The following is a 16,796-nucleotide window of genomic DNA, read 5'->3' as shown; positions in this document are numbered from 1 at the left end:
GAGGTGAGGGCCACGTTACGGCTACGCGCACTGGTCGCCGTCCCCGGCACCGGGCCGGTGACCCTCGACGTTCCCGCCGGCACGCTCGCCGCCCTGGTGGCGCCGCCCCGGTTCGGCACGGCGGTCGCCCGGGTGCTGGCCGGGCTGGCCCCGCCGGTGACCGGTCGCGTCCTCGTCGGCGACCGGGACGTCACCAGCCTGCCGCCGCCCCGCCGGCAGATCGGCTACGTGCCCGCCGGTGGCGCGCTGCTGCCGCAGCTCACGGTGCGGCGCAACATCGAGTACGGCCAGCGCAAACGCGAACGGGTGCACGAGGTGGCCAACGACTGGACGGCCACCGTTGTCGACCGGCTCGAGTTGGCGCTCTCCCTCGCCCTGCTGCCGCACCAGATCTCCGACGCCCAGCGGTTCCGGGTGGCGCTCGCCCGAGCGGCGGCCTGCCTGCCCGAGGTGCTGGTGGTCGACCTGCCGGCCGGTTCGGCCGGCGACAGCCGCCTCGGTGACCTGATGCCTCGCCTCTCGCCGCCGGACGCCCCCGGGGTGGCGGTGCTGGTCTGCACCTCCGACCCGGCCACCCTGGCCGAGATACCGGTGCGACACGAGTTGGTCACCGAGCCGAGCGAGGCGGCCCGATGACGCCGGCCGCCCGGGTGAGTCGCCGTACGCTGCTGCGCGCCGCCGCCACGGGCGCCACCGCCCTGGCCGCCGGCTGCTCCGGCGGAACCCGGTCGGTGCAGGTAGCTGTGGTCTGGAGCACCAGCGAGCTGGACCGGTTCCGCGAGGTCGTCGCCGGCTACCCCGCCCCGGTGCAGGTGATCAGCGCCGGCAACGACATCGACGCGTTCCTGCGCGCCCGACACCTGGCCGGCACCAGCCCGGACGTGGCGATCCTGCCGCGCCCCGGCCTGGTCACCGAGTACGCCCAGCGCGGCTGGCTGAGCCCGGTGCGCGCGTCCACCGAGTACGCCGTACCTGCCGGGTTGGGCGAGCTGCTGACGGCCCAGGGTCAGCGCTACGGCGTCTGGGTCAAGGCGGCGCACAAGTCGCTGGTCTGGCATCTGCCCTCGATGCTGCCCGTGCAGCCGGCCAACTGGGACGCGCTGGTCCGGCGGACCCGGGAGCTCGGCGCGCTCGCCCGGTGCGACGGCGGGCCGGCGCCCCTGGCCATCGGCGCCGCGGACGGCTGGGTGCTCACCGACTGGTTCGAGAACGTGCTGGCCGACGTGGCACCCGAGAGTTACAACGCCCTGGCCCGGCCGGACGCCGACTGGCAGGGCAGACCGGTGCGCGAGGCACTGGACCGGCTCGCCGGGCTGTGGAGCATCAACGGGGCGTTCGTCGGCGGCGGTCGCCGTGCCCTGCTCACCCAGTACGAGGAGTCGGTGATCCAGGTGGTGCACACGAAGCGGGCGGTGATGCTCGTCGGAGCCGACTTCACCGCCGACGTCGCCGACCCGTTCCAGCGCGGCCCAGAGGCACCTGTCACGTTCCGGTTCCCGGGCGCCCAGCCGGGCGGCGGCCCGCTGATCGTCGGCGGGGACGCGGCCGTGGCGTTCGCCGACGCCCGGGGTGGAGTCGAGCTGGTCGAGTGGCTCACCAGGGCCGACTCGTTCCAGCCGTGGCTGCGCGACGGCGGCTACCTCTCGCCCAACACCAACGTCGCGATCGGCAGCTACCGAGACCGCGTCGGCCAGGGTCTCGCCGAGGAGATGCGCACGCCCGGCACCCTGCGTTTCGACCTCTCCGACCAGTTGCCCGGCGCGTTCACCGGCTCCGACGGGGTCGGCATCTGGCGGATCATGCAGGGCTTCTTCGCCGACGTCACCGACGGGGTCCGCGCCAGCGAGGCGATCCGCCGGGCCACCGGCCTGCTCGCCGCGGCGGCCCGCAACGCGGGGGGCGGCCGATGAGCCAGGTACGGGTCCTCGGCGAGCTGGCGGTCCTCGACGACGTCGGCCCAGCCCGGCGGGGTCGGGCCTATCCGGCGGCGGGGGCCACGTCGGCCCTGCTGCTGCCGGCCGCGGTGCTGCTCGGCGGGCTGGTGCTGTGGCCGGTGCTGCGGACCATGCACGCCAGCGTCACCACCGACGGTCGCTGGGTCGGCCCGGCGCACTTCCAGACCGCGCTGGCCGCCCCGGGCACCGGCGCGGTGGTCGGCCGGACGGTCCTCTGGGCCCTGCTGGTGCCGGCGGTGGTGACGGCACTGGGCTACCTGCTCGCCGCCGCGTCCCGCCGTTCCCAGGAGGGCGGCCTGGTCCGGTTGATCCTCCTGGTGCCGGTGGCGTTGCCGCTGGTCGTCACCGGGGTCACTTTCCGGCTGATGTACGACCCGGACCCGAGCCGGGGGCTGGCCACACTGGTCGCGACCCGACTGGCCGGCCGCTCGGTCGAGGACGCGCCGCAGTTGCTCGGGCCGGGAATGGTGACCGTCGCGTTGATGTCGGCGTTCGTCTGGGCCTGGGTCGGGTTGGCGGTGCTGGTCTTCCGCTCGGCGCTGGACGCGGTGCCGCCGAGCCTCGCCGACGCGGTGCGCGCCTACGGCGGTACGCGTCGCCACGTGCTGTGGGACGCGCAGTGGCGGCCACTGCTGCTGCGCACGACCGCTGTGGTCTTCGCGTTGGTGGCGGTCGGCACCAGCCGCACGTTCGACCTGATCCTGGTGATGACCCCCGGCTCGGTCCGCGACGAGGCCTCGGTGCTGGCGCTGCGGATCTGGCAGACGTCCGGGGGCACCACCACCGGCGAGGGCGCCGCGCTCGGCGTGGTGTGGCTGGTGGCGGTGATCGGCGGGATCATGGTGGCCGCGCTCTTCGTCCGGCAGGCCTGGCCCCCGCCGCGCGTCGAGGCGGCACCGGAGCCCGCCCCGGTCGCCCCGCCCCGACGGGTGTTCCGGCTGCTCGCGGCGGGTGCCGCGATCGCCTGGCTGGTGCCGCTGGCGGTGCTGGTCGCCACGTCGGCGCACGGCCGGGTGGACGCCGCGGCGCGCGGCTGGTGGTCGGCGCCGCCGAACGGCGAGTCCTACCGCGACCTGGTCACCGGCACCGAGCTGTGGCGCACGCTGGGCTTCACCCTGTTGCTGGCCACCGCGGTGACCGCCACTGTGCTGGTGGTCGCGCTGCTGGCCGCCAGCAGCAGCAGCCCGGTGGCCTGCGTCGTGCCGATCCAGGTCATCGCCGGGCCGGTCAACGAGGTGCTGGGCCTGGTGCTCTCCTCCGGCACGGCCCAGGGCCTGGCCCTGGTGCACATCGCGCTGGGCGTGCCGTTCGCGGTGCTGGTGCTGCGCAACGCGTTCGCCGACCTGCCGGTGGAGCAGGTCCGTGACGCCCGGTTGGGTGGGCGTCGGTGGTGGCACACCCTGCGCCGGTTGGCGCGGCACAACCTGTCCGCGGTGGTGGCGGTCTCCGTGCTGGAGTTCGTCCAGGTCTGGAACGACCTGGTGGTGGGGCGACTGTTCGGTGGGCCGGGGTCGTCGCCGCTCGGGCCGTTCCTGGCCGAGCAGACCCGCAGCTTCGTGAGCAACAGTGGGGCGCTGGCCGCCAGCTCGGTGCTCGCCTCGGTGCTGCCCGTGGTGCTGGTGGTCCTCTCGCGGCGGCACCTGGTCGCCGGGCTCGTCTCCGGGGGTGTGCGGTGACCGGGCCGGGTGGTTCGCGTGGCGGCTCGCGGTGGCCGGCGCTGATCGCGATCGGCGGCGTGGTCGGCAGCGTCCTCGCCAACGTGGCCAGCAACCTGGCCGGCAATGTCCTCTCCGAGCTGGCGGCCAGCGTGCTCGGGCCGGTGACCATCGTGCTGGCCTCCGGCGGCGTCGTCGGTTACGTGGTGTACGAGGTGCGCCGCCGCCGGGCTGGCCGGGAGGTCGACCCCGAGCCGACGGAGGTGCTCACCACCCCCGCCGCCGGGGCGCCCAATCTGCCCTACACGGCCGAGTTCACAGGTCGTGAGGAGCACGTCGACGCGCTGCTCGGTCTGCTCACCCGGGAGCATGCGGTGGCGGTTCTGGGCCGACGCGCGGTGGGCACCTCCGCGTGCGCGGTGCAGGCCGCGAACGAGTGCCGGGAGGATTTCCCCGACGGTCAGTACTACCTGGACCTGCGGCGGCGCGGTCGACCCCGCTCGGCCCGGCAGGTGCTCACCGCGCTGGCCCGGATCCTGGGCACCGCCCCGCCGACCTCCGGCCGGCCGGACGCGCTCGCCGCCGCCGCCGACGCGCTGCGCGGTCAGCTCGACGGTCGCAAGATCGTGCTGGTGCTGGACAACGTCGACCGTCCCGACCAGGTCCGGGCACTGTTGCCGCCCACCGCGCGCACCTGCCGCCTGTTGCTCGCCGGTGGTCCGGCGCTGGTCGGTCTGGAGGGTGTGGTCGCGCACTGGATCGCCGAACCGGGCACGTCCGAGGCGGTGGAGCTGTTCGCGACCGCGGGCGGGGCCGCGCCCGCCGCCCGGGTCCGTCGCGCCGACCCGCGCACCGACCCGGCGGTACGCGAGATCGTCGACCTGTGCGGGCGGCAACCGCGTACCGTCCGCGCGCTCGGTTACCGCACCGCTCAGCACGGCTGGCGGCACTCCGACGTGCTGGACGCGCTGCGCCGCGCGGTGCAGACGCCACCGCACCAGCGGCTCGCCGTCTCACCGGCGGCCCGCCTGGTCACCGAACGGGACATCGCCTACCGGGTGTTGCCCCGCCAGGCCCGACGGTTGTACCGGCTGATGTCGCTGGTCCCCGCCCCGGTGGACCGGCCCACCATCGCCGCGTTGGCCGGGCGGCACCCCGAGCTGGTGACCGCACTGCTCGACCGGTTGGCCGCTGCGGCGTTCGTGGTCGGCGCGCCCGGCGACCGGTACGAGATCCGCCCCCTGCTGGCCGGCAGCGCCCGACTGCACCTGCGGGACGCGGATCCGGTCCGGGCCCGGGTCGCCGCGCAGGCCCGGCTGACCCGGCACCTGGCCCGCCGAGCCGAACGGCACGCGGCCAACCTGGCGGTGCTCGGCTCCCCGGGTGACCGGGAGTGGTCGCTGCCGCTGGACGACGACCCGTACGGCTGGTTCGACCTGCACCAGGAGTTGCTGCTGGCGGTGGTGCGGGTGCCGGCCGGCGCGAAGGAGACACTGCCCCGCCGGGTCCGTCGGTGGTGGTTCCGGTTGGCCGTGGCGCTGTGTGGGTGGCTGGCGTACGCCGAGCGGCTCGACGAGTGGGAGCAGGTCTGCCGTACCGTGCTGGCCACCCCGACCGCCGACGACCGTCCGGAGATCGCCGGATGGGCGCACAACGAGCTGGGGGTGCTGCGTCGACGCCGGCACGACCCGCAGGGGGCGGCGGCCGCGCTCACCCTCGCGGTCAACGAGCGGGGGCGACGCGGCAACGCCCAGGCGCGGATGAACCTCGGGCTGGCCCTGCTCGACCTGGGGCAGCTCGACGACGCGGTGGAGCACCTGGAGATGTCCCGCCGACACCGCTCCGGCGCCGACCGGGCCGGGCACGCCCTCACCGAGCTGGGCCTGGGCGCGGCCCAACTGGCCCGGGGCGAACCGGACACCGCGCACCACCACCTGGTGCGGGCGGCCAACACGTTCCGGTCGATTGGCGACGCGCGCGGGTACGCGGCGGCGCTGACGAACCTGGTGCTGGTGCACGCGGCGCTCGGCGAGCACCTGGACGCCGCCCAGGCGTGGCGGGCCGCACTGCGCGAGTACGAGTCGGTAAACGACCCGACCAGCCGGGCGACGGCGCTGCTCAACGCCGGGGCGACGCTGCTGAGCAGCACCCCGGGGCAGGCGCGGACGGCGTACGAGCTGCTGGCCGAGAGCCGCCGGCTGCGCGAGGAGACCCGACCGACCGCCGGGCTGGCGCGTACCCTGCTCTACCTGGGTGACGCCTGCGCCGCGCTGGGCGACCGGACCGACGCGCGGCGGCACTGGGCGGACGCGGCGGCGGTGGCCGAGGAGGTCGCCGACGCCCAGGGGTTGGCCGCCGCCGACGCCCGACTGGAGGACGACGCCGACACCCGGGTGACGTAGGTCGCTCGGCTTGGTCGGTGGCATGGCTCTGGGAGACTCTGTGATCGTGGACGCGCTCTCGGTACGGGGACTCAGTCGCAACTTCGGCAACCTGGTCGTGCTCGACGAGGTGAGCTTCACGCTTCCGGCGGGCCGGATCGCGGTGGTGCTGGGCCCGAACGGCAGCGGCAAGACGACCCTGCTGCGCTGTGTCGTCGGCGCTGACCGGCCGGACGCGGGTGAGGTGCTGGTGCAGGGCCGTCGGGCCGACGAGACCGATCCTCAGGTGCGGGCGCTGGTGGCGGCCGCCCTGGACGACATCGACTTCTTCCCCGACCTGTCGGTGGTCGAGCACCTGGAGTTGGTCGCGTACGCCCACGGGGGTGACGCCGAGCCGGTCGAGGAGGTCCTCGCCGAGTTGGGTCTGGAGCCGGCCCGCGACCAGTTGCCGGTGACGCTGTCCAGCGGGCAGCGCCGCCGGCTGGCGTTGGCGTCCTGTTTCGTCCGGCCCCGCCGGGTGCTGATCCTGGACGAGCCCGAGCAGCGGCTGGACGTCCGCGGGCGACAGTGGCTCGCCGACCGACTCCTGCGGGAACGGGCGGCGGGCACGGCCGTGCTGTTGGCCTCGCACGACCCGGAGCTGATCGACGCGGTGGTCGACGAGCGCATCGAGATCGGCACGTGACCGCCGCCACGGCCACGATCCTGCTGGATCCGAGCCTGCTCGCCGGCCTGGTGGAGAGCCGCCGCTGGCGCCGGATCGGCCGGGTTCGCAGCCGCCGGTTCCGGCCCGGCCCCGGCTGGTGGGCGCTGCTCCAGGCCGACGTACGCCGGTTGCGCCGCCACCCGAGCGCCGTGCTGATCTGGGCGGCGCTGATCGGGGTGCAGTACGCTGCCGCGCTCGCCCTGCCCGGGTTGGCCGGGGCCGCGCAGGTGGTGTTCGCGTACCTCGCCGCCAACCGGCTGACCGGCGGTCTGCGGTCGGTCAGCCGCTCACCCGGGCTGCGCCGGGCGCTCGGTGGCAGCGACAACCTGCTGCGCGGGATCCACGTGGTGGTGCCGGCTGTCGGCGCGGGCGTGTGGTGGTTGCTGACCCTGCCGACCGTCGACCCGGGGCCGGCCTGGCTGGCGCCGACGCTGGCGCTGGGGGTGGTGGCCGCGGCGTTCCGGGCCGGCACCCGCCCGCCGATCGACTACGGCGGCGCGACGGTCAACACACCGTTCGGGATGATCCCGGTCGACCTGATGCGTCAGGGGTCACGGGGGCCGGCGCTGCTCGCCGTGCTGGTCCTCGTCCAGCTGTTCCTGGGCTGACCGGTCCGTCCGGCCAGCGCGGGGGCACTCAGCCGTCCAGCCGGCGGACCATGTTCATGATGGTCTCGAGCTGCGCGCCGCCCTTGATCGGGAAGTTGGTCGCTCCGAGGTAGCCCCACCAGTCCCAGCAGCCGTTCGGGTTGCTGAGGGAGTTGACATCCTCTCCGCCCTGAAGGACGGAGATTCCCTCCACGCTGCGCGTGGAACACGCGGCGTCCGGGTGGGTTCCCGCTTCCCTGCGCGCCGCCGGCAAGAGTGCCGGTCTTACATGCGCTCCACGGGCGTTGAGGTCCGCCAGTCCAGCGGCCCTGACGTTCCTGGCGGCGTTCACGTCCCGGTCGTGGGCTGCTCCGCACGGGCAGTCCCACGATCGGACGTTGAGCGACATCTTCTCGTTGATCCGGCCACACGCCGAGCACATGCGGGTGGACGGGAAGAACCGGTCCACCCGGCCAAAGCTGCGTCCGTACCGGGCGGCCTTGTACTCCAGCATGCCCGTGAATGACGCCCACCCGGCATCGTGCACCGACTTGGCGAGCCGGGTCCGGCCGAGACCGACGACGCACAGATCCTCGACGTATACCGCTTGGTTCTCGCGGATGATCTGCGTCGAGAGCTTGTGCTGCCAGTCCCGCCGGGTGTCGGCCACCCGGGCGTGCGCCCGGGCGACCTTGACGACGGCCGTCTTACGCCTGTTCGAGTCCTTCTGCTTGCGCGAGAGGTCCTGCTGCAACCGCTTGAGCTTGCGGGCTGCGCGGCGCAGGAACTTCGGCGCGGCCACCTTCGTGCCGTCCGACAGCACCGCGAAATGCGTCAGGCCCAGGTCGATGCCGACCTCGGCATCGACCGGCGGCAACGTCTCGTGCGCGTCGACCGTGACGACGAACGAGGCGAAGTACCGCCCGGCCGCGTCCCGGATGATCGCCACGGACGAAGGGTCCGACGGCAGTGTCCGGGACCAGCGGACCGCGAGGTCGCCGACCTTCGGCAGTCGCAGCCGGCCGTTGTCGAGGACCTTGAACCGGCTGTTCTTGGTGAACCGGATGCTCTGCCGGTTGTCCTTGCGGGACCGGAACCTGGGCGGGGCGACCTTGCGGCCCTTGCGCTTGCCCGTGACCGAGGCGAAGAAGTTGCGGTACGCGGTATTCAGGTCCGCCAGGGCTTGTTGAAGAACGACCGCCGACACCTCGCCCAGCCAGGCGCGGGCCACGGTCTTCTTCGCCTCCGTGATGACCCGTTTGGACAACTCGCCGTCGGAGACGTACGGCAGTCCGGCCTCGCGGGCTTCCTGCCGTGCGCGCAGCCCGTCGTTGAACACCACCCGCGCACACCCGAACGTCCGAACCAGCTCCATCTGCTGGCCCGGCGTTGGATAGACGCGGAACTGGTAACGGAGCTGCACGGGAAGCACCGTACCATATTGGTTTATGGCAGAACTTGAAGGCATCCGCACTGGTAGGCACTGTATTTTTGCGATGCATGTTCATTTGGTCTTCGTGACGAAGTTCCGGCACAAGGTGTTCGGCGACCGGCACCTGTCCCGGATGGAACAGATCATGCGAGACGTGTGCCGCGACTTCGAGGCCGAGCTGGTCGAGTTCAACGGCGAGAACAACCACGTGCATCTGCTGGTCAACTACCCGCCCAAAGTGGCCGTGGCCCGGCTGGTCAACAGCCTCAAGGGCGTGTCGTCGCGCCGCCTGCGGCAGGAGTTCCCCGACCTCGTACGCCACTACTACCGGGCCAACAAACTCTGGTCGGGCTCGTACTTCGCGGGCTCCGTGGGAGGGGCCCCGCTGAATGTCGTGAAGCAGTACATCGAGCAGCAGAACCGTCCGGCTTAAGGCACTGCTCGGGCCTGACGGCCCTCCCAGCGCGGGCCTCCACCCCCGCCCTGAAGGGCGGAGCACTGGCCCGCATACCGGTAGCGGACCAGGTCGTCGGTGACGGACTTCTTGACCGTGGTGTCGTTGCCGCCGTGGAACACGTACACCGGGTCGCCGGAGAGGTTGCCGACCGGGTAGACCCAGCCGTACGACGCCCAGGTCCGGGTGTACACCTGCAGCGCGGACACGTTGGTCGGGTACCGGTTGTCGCCGCAGCCGTAGACCGCCTGGGCGACGGTGTCCTGGGAGCAGTAGTACGGCCCGGCGGCGAAGACGGCCGCTCCCCGGATCCGGGACGAGTAGGCGACGTGCAGTTGGGTGGCCATGTAGCCACCGGAGGAGACCCCGGCGACGTAGACGCCGGAGACGTTGTAGGTGCCCAGCAATCCGGAGACCGGGGGCTTGGTGGATGGGTTGACGGCGTGGGCGGGTGCCGCAGCGGTCAGGATCAACAGGAGCACGGCCGCGAGGGTGGTGGCGGCTTTCAGCGGTGGGGGCATGGGCGCTCTCCTCGGCAGCGCCAACGGGGGCGTCGGCGTGCGCCGAAGCTACCGTGACATAGACCACACCAGATATGACGGCGACCGACACGTCCGCCACCGCTGACATGTCCCCTGCACCCACCCCCCTGCTCAGGGCCGTTGGACGTGGCGGAGGGCGGCGGCGACAGCGGCGACGCCGTCGGAGATCTCGGTGGACGTACGGGCCGCGTAGCCCAGCACGAGGCCGGGCCGGTACGGCTGTTGGCAGTGCCAGGACAGCGGTTGCACCTTCACCCCGCGCGCCAGCGTCGCCGCCGCCAACTCGGTGTCGACCACTGTGTCGTCCAGCGTGATCATCAGGTGCAGGCCGGCGGCGGCGCCGTGCACCGTCGCCGACGGCAACGCCCGGGCCAGCGCGGTGATCATCGCGTCCCGCCGGCGGATGTGTCGCCGGCGCAGCAGCCGCAGGTGCCGCTCGAAGGCGCCGGAGGTCATCAGCTCCGCCAGCACCAGTTGCGGTAGCACGGCGTTGCCCAGGTCGGCGTTGCGCTTGGCGGCCACCACCGCCTCGCGCAGTCGCGGCGGCACGAGCAGCCAGCCGACCCGCAGGGCGGGGGCGAGCAGTTTGGAGACGCTGCCGGCGTAGCAGACCTGCTCGGGCAGCAGACCGCGTAGCGCCGGCACCGGGGGACGGTCGTAGCGGTGCTCGGCGTCGTAGTCGTCCTCGATGATCAGGCCGCCGGCCCGGGCCCAGGCGACGACTTGGCGGCGGCGGTCACCGTCGAGCACCACGCCGGTCGGGAACTGGTGCGCGGGGGTGAGCATCACGGCCGGCACGCCGCTGGCGGTCAACTCGTCGACCCGCAGCCCGGCGTCGTCGCCGCTGCTCGGCGGGGTGGCCCTCCGCCAGGTGGTCAGGTGCGGGCGCACCCCGCGCGAGCCCGGGTCCGCGTCGGCGATCCGGTCGCCGCCGGCGGCGGTGAGTGCCTGGGCGAGCAGCCCGAGCGCCTGGGAGACGCCGGCCACGATGATCACCTCGGTGGGGTCGACGCTGATGCCGCGGTTGCGGGCCAGCCAGGCGGCGACGGCCTGTCGCAGCGCGGGCGTGCCACAGGGGTCGCCGTAGCCGAGGTCGGCCGCGGCGAGGTGGCGCAGCACGCTCCGTTCGGCGCGCAGCCAGTCCGCGCGGGGAAAGGCAGCCAGATCGGGTACGCCGGGCGTCAGGTCGATTGTCGCGTGCGCCGCGCGTACCGCGTCGAAGATGTCGGTGCCCGGTGCCGGCGGGAAGGTCGTGACCGGTGCCGGCGCGACGGTCGGGGTGGGTGTGGGCGCGGCCGGCGCGGCGACGACGACAGTGCCGGCCCGGCCCCGACCGGCGATGTGCCCCTCCTCGGTCAGGCGCTGGTACGCCTCGGTGACCACGCCCCGGGAGACACCGAGGTCGGCGGCGAGCACCCGGGTCGGGGGCAGCCGGTCACCGACCGGCACCCGGCCCTCGGCGATGGCCTGCCGCAGCCGGTCGGTCAGCCAGTCGGCGCGCCCGCCCGGCGTCGCGTCGGTGATGGTCAGGTGCAGGAAGTCGGATCCGGCCGATATGGACCTCTCGGACGCAGTCGCTTTGGCTCTGCCCATCGGACCATTGTGGCAGCAGAGTGAGCGGGAGCCAGACCTGCCAACTCCGCCGGAGGACGATCGTGACCATCCCATTCCTGATCACCACGCTGATCGTGGTGGTCACCCCCGGCACCGGGGTGATCTTCACGCTCTCCGCCGGCCTGTCGCGGGGTGCGCGGGCCGGGGTGCTGGCCGCGTTCGCCTGCACGCTGGGGACGTTGCCGCATCTGCTGGCCGCGATGACCGGGCTGGCCGCGCTGATGCAGACCAGCGCCGTGGCGTTCGAGACCGTCCGCTACCTCGGCGTCGGCTACCTGCTCTACCTGGCCTGGTCGATGGCACGCGACCGCGACGCCTTCGCGGTGACCACCGACGCCCCGCCCCGCTCGGCGATCCGGGTGATCGTCTCCGGGGTGCTGGTCAACCTGCTCAACCCGAAGCCGACGATGTTCTTCGTCGCGTTCCTGCCGCAGTTCGTGGACACCACGGCGCCGGGCTCGACCCGGGCGATGCTCGGCTGCGGCGCGGTGTTCATGCTGCTCACCTTCGTGGTGTTCAGCGGCTACGGCATCTTCGCGGCCCGGGTACGCGACCGGGTGCTGACCCGACCCCGGGTCACCGACTGGCTGCGCCGATCCGCCGCCGGCACGTTCGTCGCGCTCGGCGTGACCCTCGCCCTCACCGAACGATAGGACCACCGTGTACTTCGAACACTCCCCGCGGCTTCGCGACGCGTACCCCGACCTGGTCGCCGGTGTGGTGCAGGCCGCCGGGATCACCGCCACCGTCGACGTGACGGCACGCACGGCCGCTCATCTCGCCGAGGCGCGGCGGCGGTTGGCCGGTGGGGCCGAGAGCGGGTTCCCGGAGATCCAGGCGTGGCGGCGGGCGTACGCGGCGATGGGGCTGCGGCCCACCAGGTACCGGTGCGCCGCCGAGGCGCTGCTGCGCCGGCTACGCCTGGACGGCGAGTTGCCCCGGGTGCACCCGCTCGTCGATCTCTGCAACGCCATCTCGGCCGCGTACGCCATCCCGGTCGCGGCGCTCGACCTGGACCGGGTCGACGGCGACCTGGTGGTCCGGCCGGCGCACGGCGACGAGGCGTACCTGAGTTTCGCCGGCGACACCGAGCATCCCGAGCCGGGCGAGGTGACCTTCGTCGACTCCGCCGGGCGGGCACACGCCCGACGGTGGACGAACCGGCAGAGCGGCTGGTCGGCGGTGCGGGCGGGCACCTCGTCGGTGCTGATCGTCGCCGAGGCGCTGCACCCGGGTGGCGGGCCGGCCGTGACCCGACTGGTCACCGACCTGGTGACGGAGCTGACCGACGGGTGGGCCGCCCCGACAGCGACCGCGGTGCTCACCGCCGCCGCGCCGCGTTTCCGCACCCCGGCGGCGGGCGACGACAGGGGTCAGGCGGTGTCGCCGGGCAGCAGGTGACGGTAGCCGGGGATCGTCTCGGCGAACCAACCCGCGACACCGGCCAGGCCGCGGTCGTTGAGCTGCGCGTCGTGGATCGGGTGCGCCGCCGCCGCGCCCACGGCGCCGGCGAACCGGATCGCCTCGTCGAGGCGCAGCCAGGACCCGTGGGCCGGGACGAGCAGGGTGCGTACCGGCTCGTCCGGCACGTGCAGGGCGTCGCCCGGGTGGTAGAGCTCGCCGCCGATCAGGTAGCCGAGGTTCGCGCAGTCGGGCTGCCCCTCGTGGATCGCGGCGTGCCGGCCGCCGTGCGCGCTGACCGGAATGCCGGCCGCCGTGAACCGCTCGCCCGCACGGACCCGGGTCACCGGCAGCGGGGCGAGATCCGGCAGGCGGGCGCCCTCCGGCGCGTACACGGGGACACCGAGACCGGCGAGCCGCAACACGTCTATGTGGTCGGTGTGCTCGTGGGTGACGAGGACGGCGTCCGCGCCGACCAGGGCCCGCGGCTCGCTCCACGTCCCCGGGTCGACGACCAGCACCCCGCCGTCGTGCTCGACGCGGACACAGGCGTGCGTGAATCGGGTGATCCGCATCAGGCGACGGTACGCCGCCGGCAGATGAGCAGTGGTCCTCGTGGCGGTTGGGCCGGCCCTGCCGGGGTAGTGCGGCAGCATGCCACAGCGATACGAGAACTACCCGAGGATCGCCGTCGTCACCGGTGCGGACTCCGGCATCGGCAAGGCCTGCGCGGTGGCGCTGGCAAAGGCCGGCTTCGAGATCGGCATCACCTGGTACGGCGACCCCGACGGCGCGGAGCGGACGGCCACCGAGGTCCGCGCGACAGGACGACGTTGCGAGGTCGCCGAGGTGGACCTGACCCGACTGCCGGACGCGGCGGCGGTGGTGGACGAGTTGGCCGACCGGCTGGGCGGCATCGGGGTTCTGGTCAACAACGCCGGCACCGGGGCCTCGACGCCGTTCGTCGACACCGGGTGGGAGCAGTGGCGCGAGGTGCTCGCCGTCGACCTGGACGCGCCATTTCTGTGCGCCCAGCGGGCCGCGCGACGGATGCGGGCCACCGGCGCCGGCGGGCGGATCATCAACATCACCAGCGTGCACGAGCACGCGCCCCGGGTGGGCTCCGCCGCGTACTGCGCCGCGAAGGGCGGGCTCGGGCTGCTGACCCGGGTGATGGCCCAGGAACTGGCCGCCGACGGAATCACCGTCAACGCCGTCGCCCCGGGCGAGATCGCCACGCCGATGACCGGTCAGGAGGATGTCGACCCGTTCACCCAGGAACGGCCCGGCGTGCCGCTGGGGCGGCCGGGCGACGCCCGGGAGGTGGCCGCCGTGGTGGCGTTGCTCGCCTCCCCCGCCGCCAGCTACGTCACCGGCGCGTCATGGCCGGTCGACGGGGGCATGTTGCTGATGGGTCCGCAGGCCGCGGCGTTGACGAACGACGACTGGCGATCCGTCTGACCAGCAGCGTTCAGTGGTCAGGCCAGTGTGGAGCGCCTGCTCGCGTTCACTCTTGTCCACCCCGCCACCCTCCGTGGTCGCACGACTCCGTTACCGTCACCCTATGAGCGGTGGAGCGGCTCCGAGCGGTGAACCAGCCGCTCGGAGAACGGGACAGCGTCCAGCAAAGCGGGCACGTATCCTCCGAACTCCGGTGATCAGCAAGCGGCGGTGGGGCCGACCGACGGCGGAAGGGGACCGGATGCCCGGGTGGGCTGGTCGGGGCGGGCGGCAACGACGGGCCTTCGTCGTCGGTGGGGCACTCTTCGCGATCGCCGTCGTCATGCTGCTGGCCGCCTGGCGCAGCACCGGCTTCCTCAGCGACCTGCTGCTCAACCTCGGGGCCAGCGTGGTCCTCGCGGCCATCTCGTACGTCATCTTCGACCCGTTGTTCGAAGAGGCCCGCAAGGCGCGGGTGCAGGAGCACCTCAGCTTCGACCAACAGGCGTTCGTGACGCGGCTGCACCGCTCCGGCCGTCGGGTGCGCATCCTCGACACCTGGACGATCCTGCTGGAGCAACGGCACCGTGAGGAGACGCTGAGCGCGGTGCGAGCGGCGCTCGCCAACGGTGCCCAGGTGCAGTTGCTCCTGCTCGACCCCGACTGCACCGCCGCCCAGCAGCGCTCCGAGGAGCTGGAACGGCAACGGGTGGACGTGCCCCGACAGATCCGCACCAACCTGCGCCACCTGGCCGCTTTCGCCGACGCGCTCGACTCGCGGCTGCGCCACCGCCTACAGGTCCGGCTCTACGACGCGTCCCCGTCGATCCAGCTCTACCAGTGGGACGGGCGGGCGCTGATCTCGTTCTTCCCGATCGGGAAGTTGTCGTTCAACGTGCCGCAGCTCGAGGTGGACATGGACAGCCCGTGGGGCGGGTTCGTGCACGCCCGGTTCGAGGAGCTGTGGGAGCACGAGCAGGCCACCCTCGACCTGGAACGGTACTGGTCGGTCATGGTCACGCTGCGCCACGACGAGTCGGACGTGGTCGAGGTACGCGTGCCGTTCGTGACGGTGGACGGGCAGCACTACGTCGACTGCCGGGGGTTCCGGGTGACCGGGCCGCTGTCGGTGCGAGCCGTGCTGCCGCCCCGCGCGCCCGGGGCGGCGCCCGGGGTGTTCGCCCTGGCCGAGCCCTCCGACGGGGACCGTACGCCGGTCGCCGTGGTGAAACGGCACTTCGACCAGAAGTACGGGCACGACGACGGCGAGCGGGACGTCCGCCGACTGGTGCCGCCACCGGGCGATGCCCGCACCCCGGCGCCGCGCCCCGCGACGGCCGGTGACACGCACGCACGGTGACCCCCGACCGACCCGTGGGTGCGGCACAGGAAACAATGGTGGCCCAACCCTGATCGTCAGGAGGACCGTCGGCGTGTCGCACCGCACCGCACCGCCGTCCGGGGCGGCGCAGCTACGCGCCGACTGCGGACGCTGCTTCGGGCTGTGCTGCGTGGTGCCCGCCTTCGCCGCGTCGGCGGACTTCGCCATCGACAAGCCGGCCGGCTCGCCCTGCCCCAACCTGCGCCCCGACCACCGCTGCGGCATCCACACCGAGCTGCGGCAGCGTGGTTTCCCCGGCTGCACGGTGTTCGACTGCTTCGGGGCCGGGCAGCAGGTCGCCCAGGTGACCTTCGGCGGGCGGGACTGGCGGGACGCGCCGGACACGTTGCCGGCGATGGCGGAGGCGTTCGCGGTGCTGCGACCGCTGCACGAACTGCTCTGGTACCTCACCGAGGCGGTGGCGCTGCGCCCGCCGGCCGAGCTGCGCGCCGAGCTGGAACGCGCCCGCGCCGAGACGCTGACGCTCACCGAGGGGGACCCGGCGCAGCTTCGCGCGGTGGACGTCGCCGACCATCGGAGCCGGGTCAACCCGCTGCTGTCCCAAGCCAGCGACGCGGCCCGCGCCCCCGGCGGCGCCGACCGGCGCGGAGCGCACCTGCTCGGGGTGGACCTGCGCCGCGTAGACCTCCGCCGGGCCAACCTGCGCGGGGCGCTGCTCATCGGCGCCGACCTGCGCGGAGCGGACCTCGGCCTGGCCGACGTCACCGGCGCGGACCTGCGCGGCGCCGACCTGCGGGGCGCGGACCTGCGGCGCACGCTCTTCCTGCACCAGACCCAGCTGGAGGCCGCCCGGGGTGACACCCACACGGGGCTGTCGCAGACGCTCACCCGGCCTGCGCACTGGACGGCGCTGCCGCTCACCCCGGTCCGTCAGCCGGCCCGCTCCCCCGCCCGTCGGGGCCGTCGCCGGTAGGAACGGCCTGATCTGATCCCCCGCACGCTGCCGTCAACTCCTGGAAGCCGGCATGGACCGGGCACTGTGGGCAGCGGGCGCGGTCGCAGAGCCGGCAGAGGTGGGCCAGGCTGGCGGCGTCGGCCACCTCGTCGTGCAGCAGGGCGCGGGCGATGTCGGCGAGCTGGGCGCGCTGCTCGACGGTCAGCGGGGCGAGCAGCGCGGTCAGCACCTCCTGCCGGGCGCGCAGGGTACGGGCGGCCGCCGCCGTGCCGTCGGTGGTGAGGTGCAGGGCGCGGCTGCGTGCGTCGGTGCCGGGACGCCGCTCCACCCAG

16 protein-coding genes and 1 pseudogene are annotated in these 16,796 nt (G+C 73.5%); 12 read left to right on the top strand and 5 right to left on the bottom strand.

The window, feature by feature from the left end:
• The first annotated feature begins 3 nt into the window (after window positions 1–3).
• The 6 genes from KBX08_RS20835 to KBX08_RS20810 are packed head-to-tail and all read left to right on the top strand — an operon-like array spanning window position 4 to window position 7,305.
• Entirely contained in the window at window positions 4–636 is a 633-nt protein-coding gene (locus tag KBX08_RS20835) for an ATP-binding cassette domain-containing protein (protein WP_210785117.1), read from the top strand.
• Window positions 633–1,910 (top strand): extracellular solute-binding protein, encoded by a 1,278-nt coding sequence (locus tag KBX08_RS20830; RefSeq protein ID WP_210785116.1) that lies wholly within the window; start codon window positions 633–635, stop codon window positions 1,908–1,910. Before KBX08_RS20835 ends, KBX08_RS20830 begins: the two co-directional genes overlap by 4 nt.
• Window positions 1,907–3,631 carry an ABC transporter permease subunit gene (locus KBX08_RS20825; protein ID WP_210785115.1) on the top strand — a complete coding sequence of 575 codons (1,725 nt, stop codon included), beginning with the start codon at window positions 1,907–1,909 and terminating at the stop codon, window positions 3,629–3,631. Before KBX08_RS20830 ends, KBX08_RS20825 begins: the two co-directional genes overlap by 4 nt.
• Window positions 3,628–6,012: a tetratricopeptide repeat protein gene (locus KBX08_RS20820; protein ID WP_210785114.1), complete on the top strand. Its 2,385-nt coding sequence runs from the start codon at window positions 3,628–3,630 to the stop codon at window positions 6,010–6,012. The genes KBX08_RS20825 and KBX08_RS20820 overlap by 4 nt, the downstream gene beginning before the upstream one ends.
• Window positions 6,013–6,052: 40 nt before the next feature.
• Window positions 6,053–6,676 carry an ABC transporter ATP-binding protein gene (locus KBX08_RS20815; protein ID WP_307850599.1) on the top strand — a complete coding sequence of 208 codons (624 nt, stop codon included), beginning with the start codon at window positions 6,053–6,055 and terminating at the stop codon, window positions 6,674–6,676.
• Complete coding sequence (locus tag KBX08_RS20810; RefSeq protein ID WP_210785112.1) at window positions 6,673–7,305, top strand: DUF6297 family protein; 633 nt, start codon at window positions 6,673–6,675, stop codon at window positions 7,303–7,305. The genes KBX08_RS20815 and KBX08_RS20810 overlap by 4 nt, the downstream gene beginning before the upstream one ends.
• Window positions 7,306–7,333: 28 nt before the next feature.
• Here KBX08_RS20810 and KBX08_RS20805 read toward each other — a convergent pair whose 3' ends face one another.
• Window positions 7,334–8,707 (bottom strand): RNA-guided endonuclease TnpB family protein, encoded by a 1,374-nt coding sequence (locus KBX08_RS20805; RefSeq protein ID WP_210785111.1) that lies wholly within the window; start codon window positions 8,705–8,707, stop codon window positions 7,334–7,336.
• Between the two features lie 25 nt (window positions 8,708–8,732).
• On the opposite strand from KBX08_RS20805, the gene tnpA reads away from it, so the two are divergent.
• Window positions 8,733–9,149, top strand: coding sequence for an IS200/IS605 family transposase (gene tnpA / locus KBX08_RS20800; protein WP_210785110.1), 417 nt, complete (start codon window positions 8,733–8,735; stop codon window positions 9,147–9,149).
• On the opposite strand, the gene KBX08_RS20795 is transcribed toward tnpA, so the two are convergent.
• Complete coding sequence (locus KBX08_RS20795; protein ID WP_210785109.1) at window positions 9,146–9,691, bottom strand: hypothetical protein; 546 nt, start codon at window positions 9,689–9,691, stop codon at window positions 9,146–9,148. The genes tnpA and KBX08_RS20795 overlap by 4 nt on opposite strands.
• 132 nt (window positions 9,692–9,823) lie before the next feature.
• On the bottom strand, window positions 9,824–11,305 hold the full coding sequence (locus KBX08_RS20790; RefSeq protein WP_210785108.1) for a PLP-dependent aminotransferase family protein: 1,482 nt from the start codon (window positions 11,303–11,305) through the stop codon (window positions 9,824–9,826).
• Between the two features lie 62 nt (window positions 11,306–11,367).
• Here KBX08_RS20790 and KBX08_RS20785 point away from each other — a divergent pair, with 62 nt between their 5' ends.
• Both KBX08_RS20785 and KBX08_RS20780 read left to right on the top strand, forming a co-directional pair.
• A complete protein-coding gene (locus KBX08_RS20785; RefSeq protein WP_091406584.1) occupies window positions 11,368–11,979 on the top strand; it encodes a LysE family translocator in 612 nt (203 codons plus the stop codon).
• A 7-nt stretch (window positions 11,980–11,986) separates the two neighbouring features.
• Window positions 11,987–12,727, top strand: coding sequence for a B3/4 domain-containing protein (locus KBX08_RS20780; protein ID WP_210785107.1), 741 nt, complete (start codon window positions 11,987–11,989; stop codon window positions 12,725–12,727).
• Here the strand turns inward: KBX08_RS20780 and KBX08_RS20775 are convergent.
• On the bottom strand, window positions 12,700–13,302 hold the full coding sequence (locus KBX08_RS20775) for an MBL fold metallo-hydrolase (protein ID WP_210785106.1): 603 nt from the start codon (window positions 13,300–13,302) through the stop codon (window positions 12,700–12,702). The genes KBX08_RS20780 and KBX08_RS20775 overlap by 28 nt on opposite strands.
• A 79-nt stretch (window positions 13,303–13,381) precedes the next feature.
• On the opposite strand from KBX08_RS20775, the gene KBX08_RS20770 reads away from it, so the two are divergent.
• The 3 genes from KBX08_RS20770 to KBX08_RS20760 all read left to right on the top strand — a co-directional run bounded on the left by KBX08_RS20770 (window position 13,382) and on the right by KBX08_RS20760 (window position 16,482).
• The gene (locus KBX08_RS20770) at window positions 13,382–14,188 is read left to right on the top strand and encodes an SDR family oxidoreductase (RefSeq protein WP_210785105.1); all 807 of its coding nucleotides are present in this window, start codon (window positions 13,382–13,384) and stop codon (window positions 14,186–14,188) included.
• A 241-nt stretch (window positions 14,189–14,429) separates the two neighbouring features.
• A complete protein-coding gene (locus KBX08_RS20765; RefSeq protein WP_210785104.1) occupies window positions 14,430–15,527 on the top strand; it encodes a DUF5919 domain-containing protein in 1,098 nt (365 codons plus the stop codon).
• Between the two features lie 73 nt (window positions 15,528–15,600).
• Window positions 15,601–16,482 (top strand): pentapeptide repeat-containing protein, encoded by an 882-nt coding sequence (locus KBX08_RS20760; RefSeq protein ID WP_307850598.1) that lies wholly within the window; start codon window positions 15,601–15,603, stop codon window positions 16,480–16,482.
• On the opposite strand, the pseudogene KBX08_RS20755 reads toward KBX08_RS20760, so the two are convergent.
• Window positions 16,427–16,796 (bottom strand): annotated as a pseudogene (locus KBX08_RS20755) (hypothetical protein); the annotation flags it as partial. The gene KBX08_RS20760 and the pseudogene KBX08_RS20755 sit on opposite strands and share 56 nt — an antisense overlap.

Source organism: Micromonospora sp. H61, from assembly GCF_018070325.1.
Lineage (GTDB): Bacteria > Actinomycetota > Actinomycetes > Mycobacteriales > Micromonosporaceae > Micromonospora > Micromonospora salmantinae.
The sequence above is the reverse complement of the archived record's forward strand: the minus strand, read 5'-3'. Positions and strand labels throughout refer to the sequence as shown.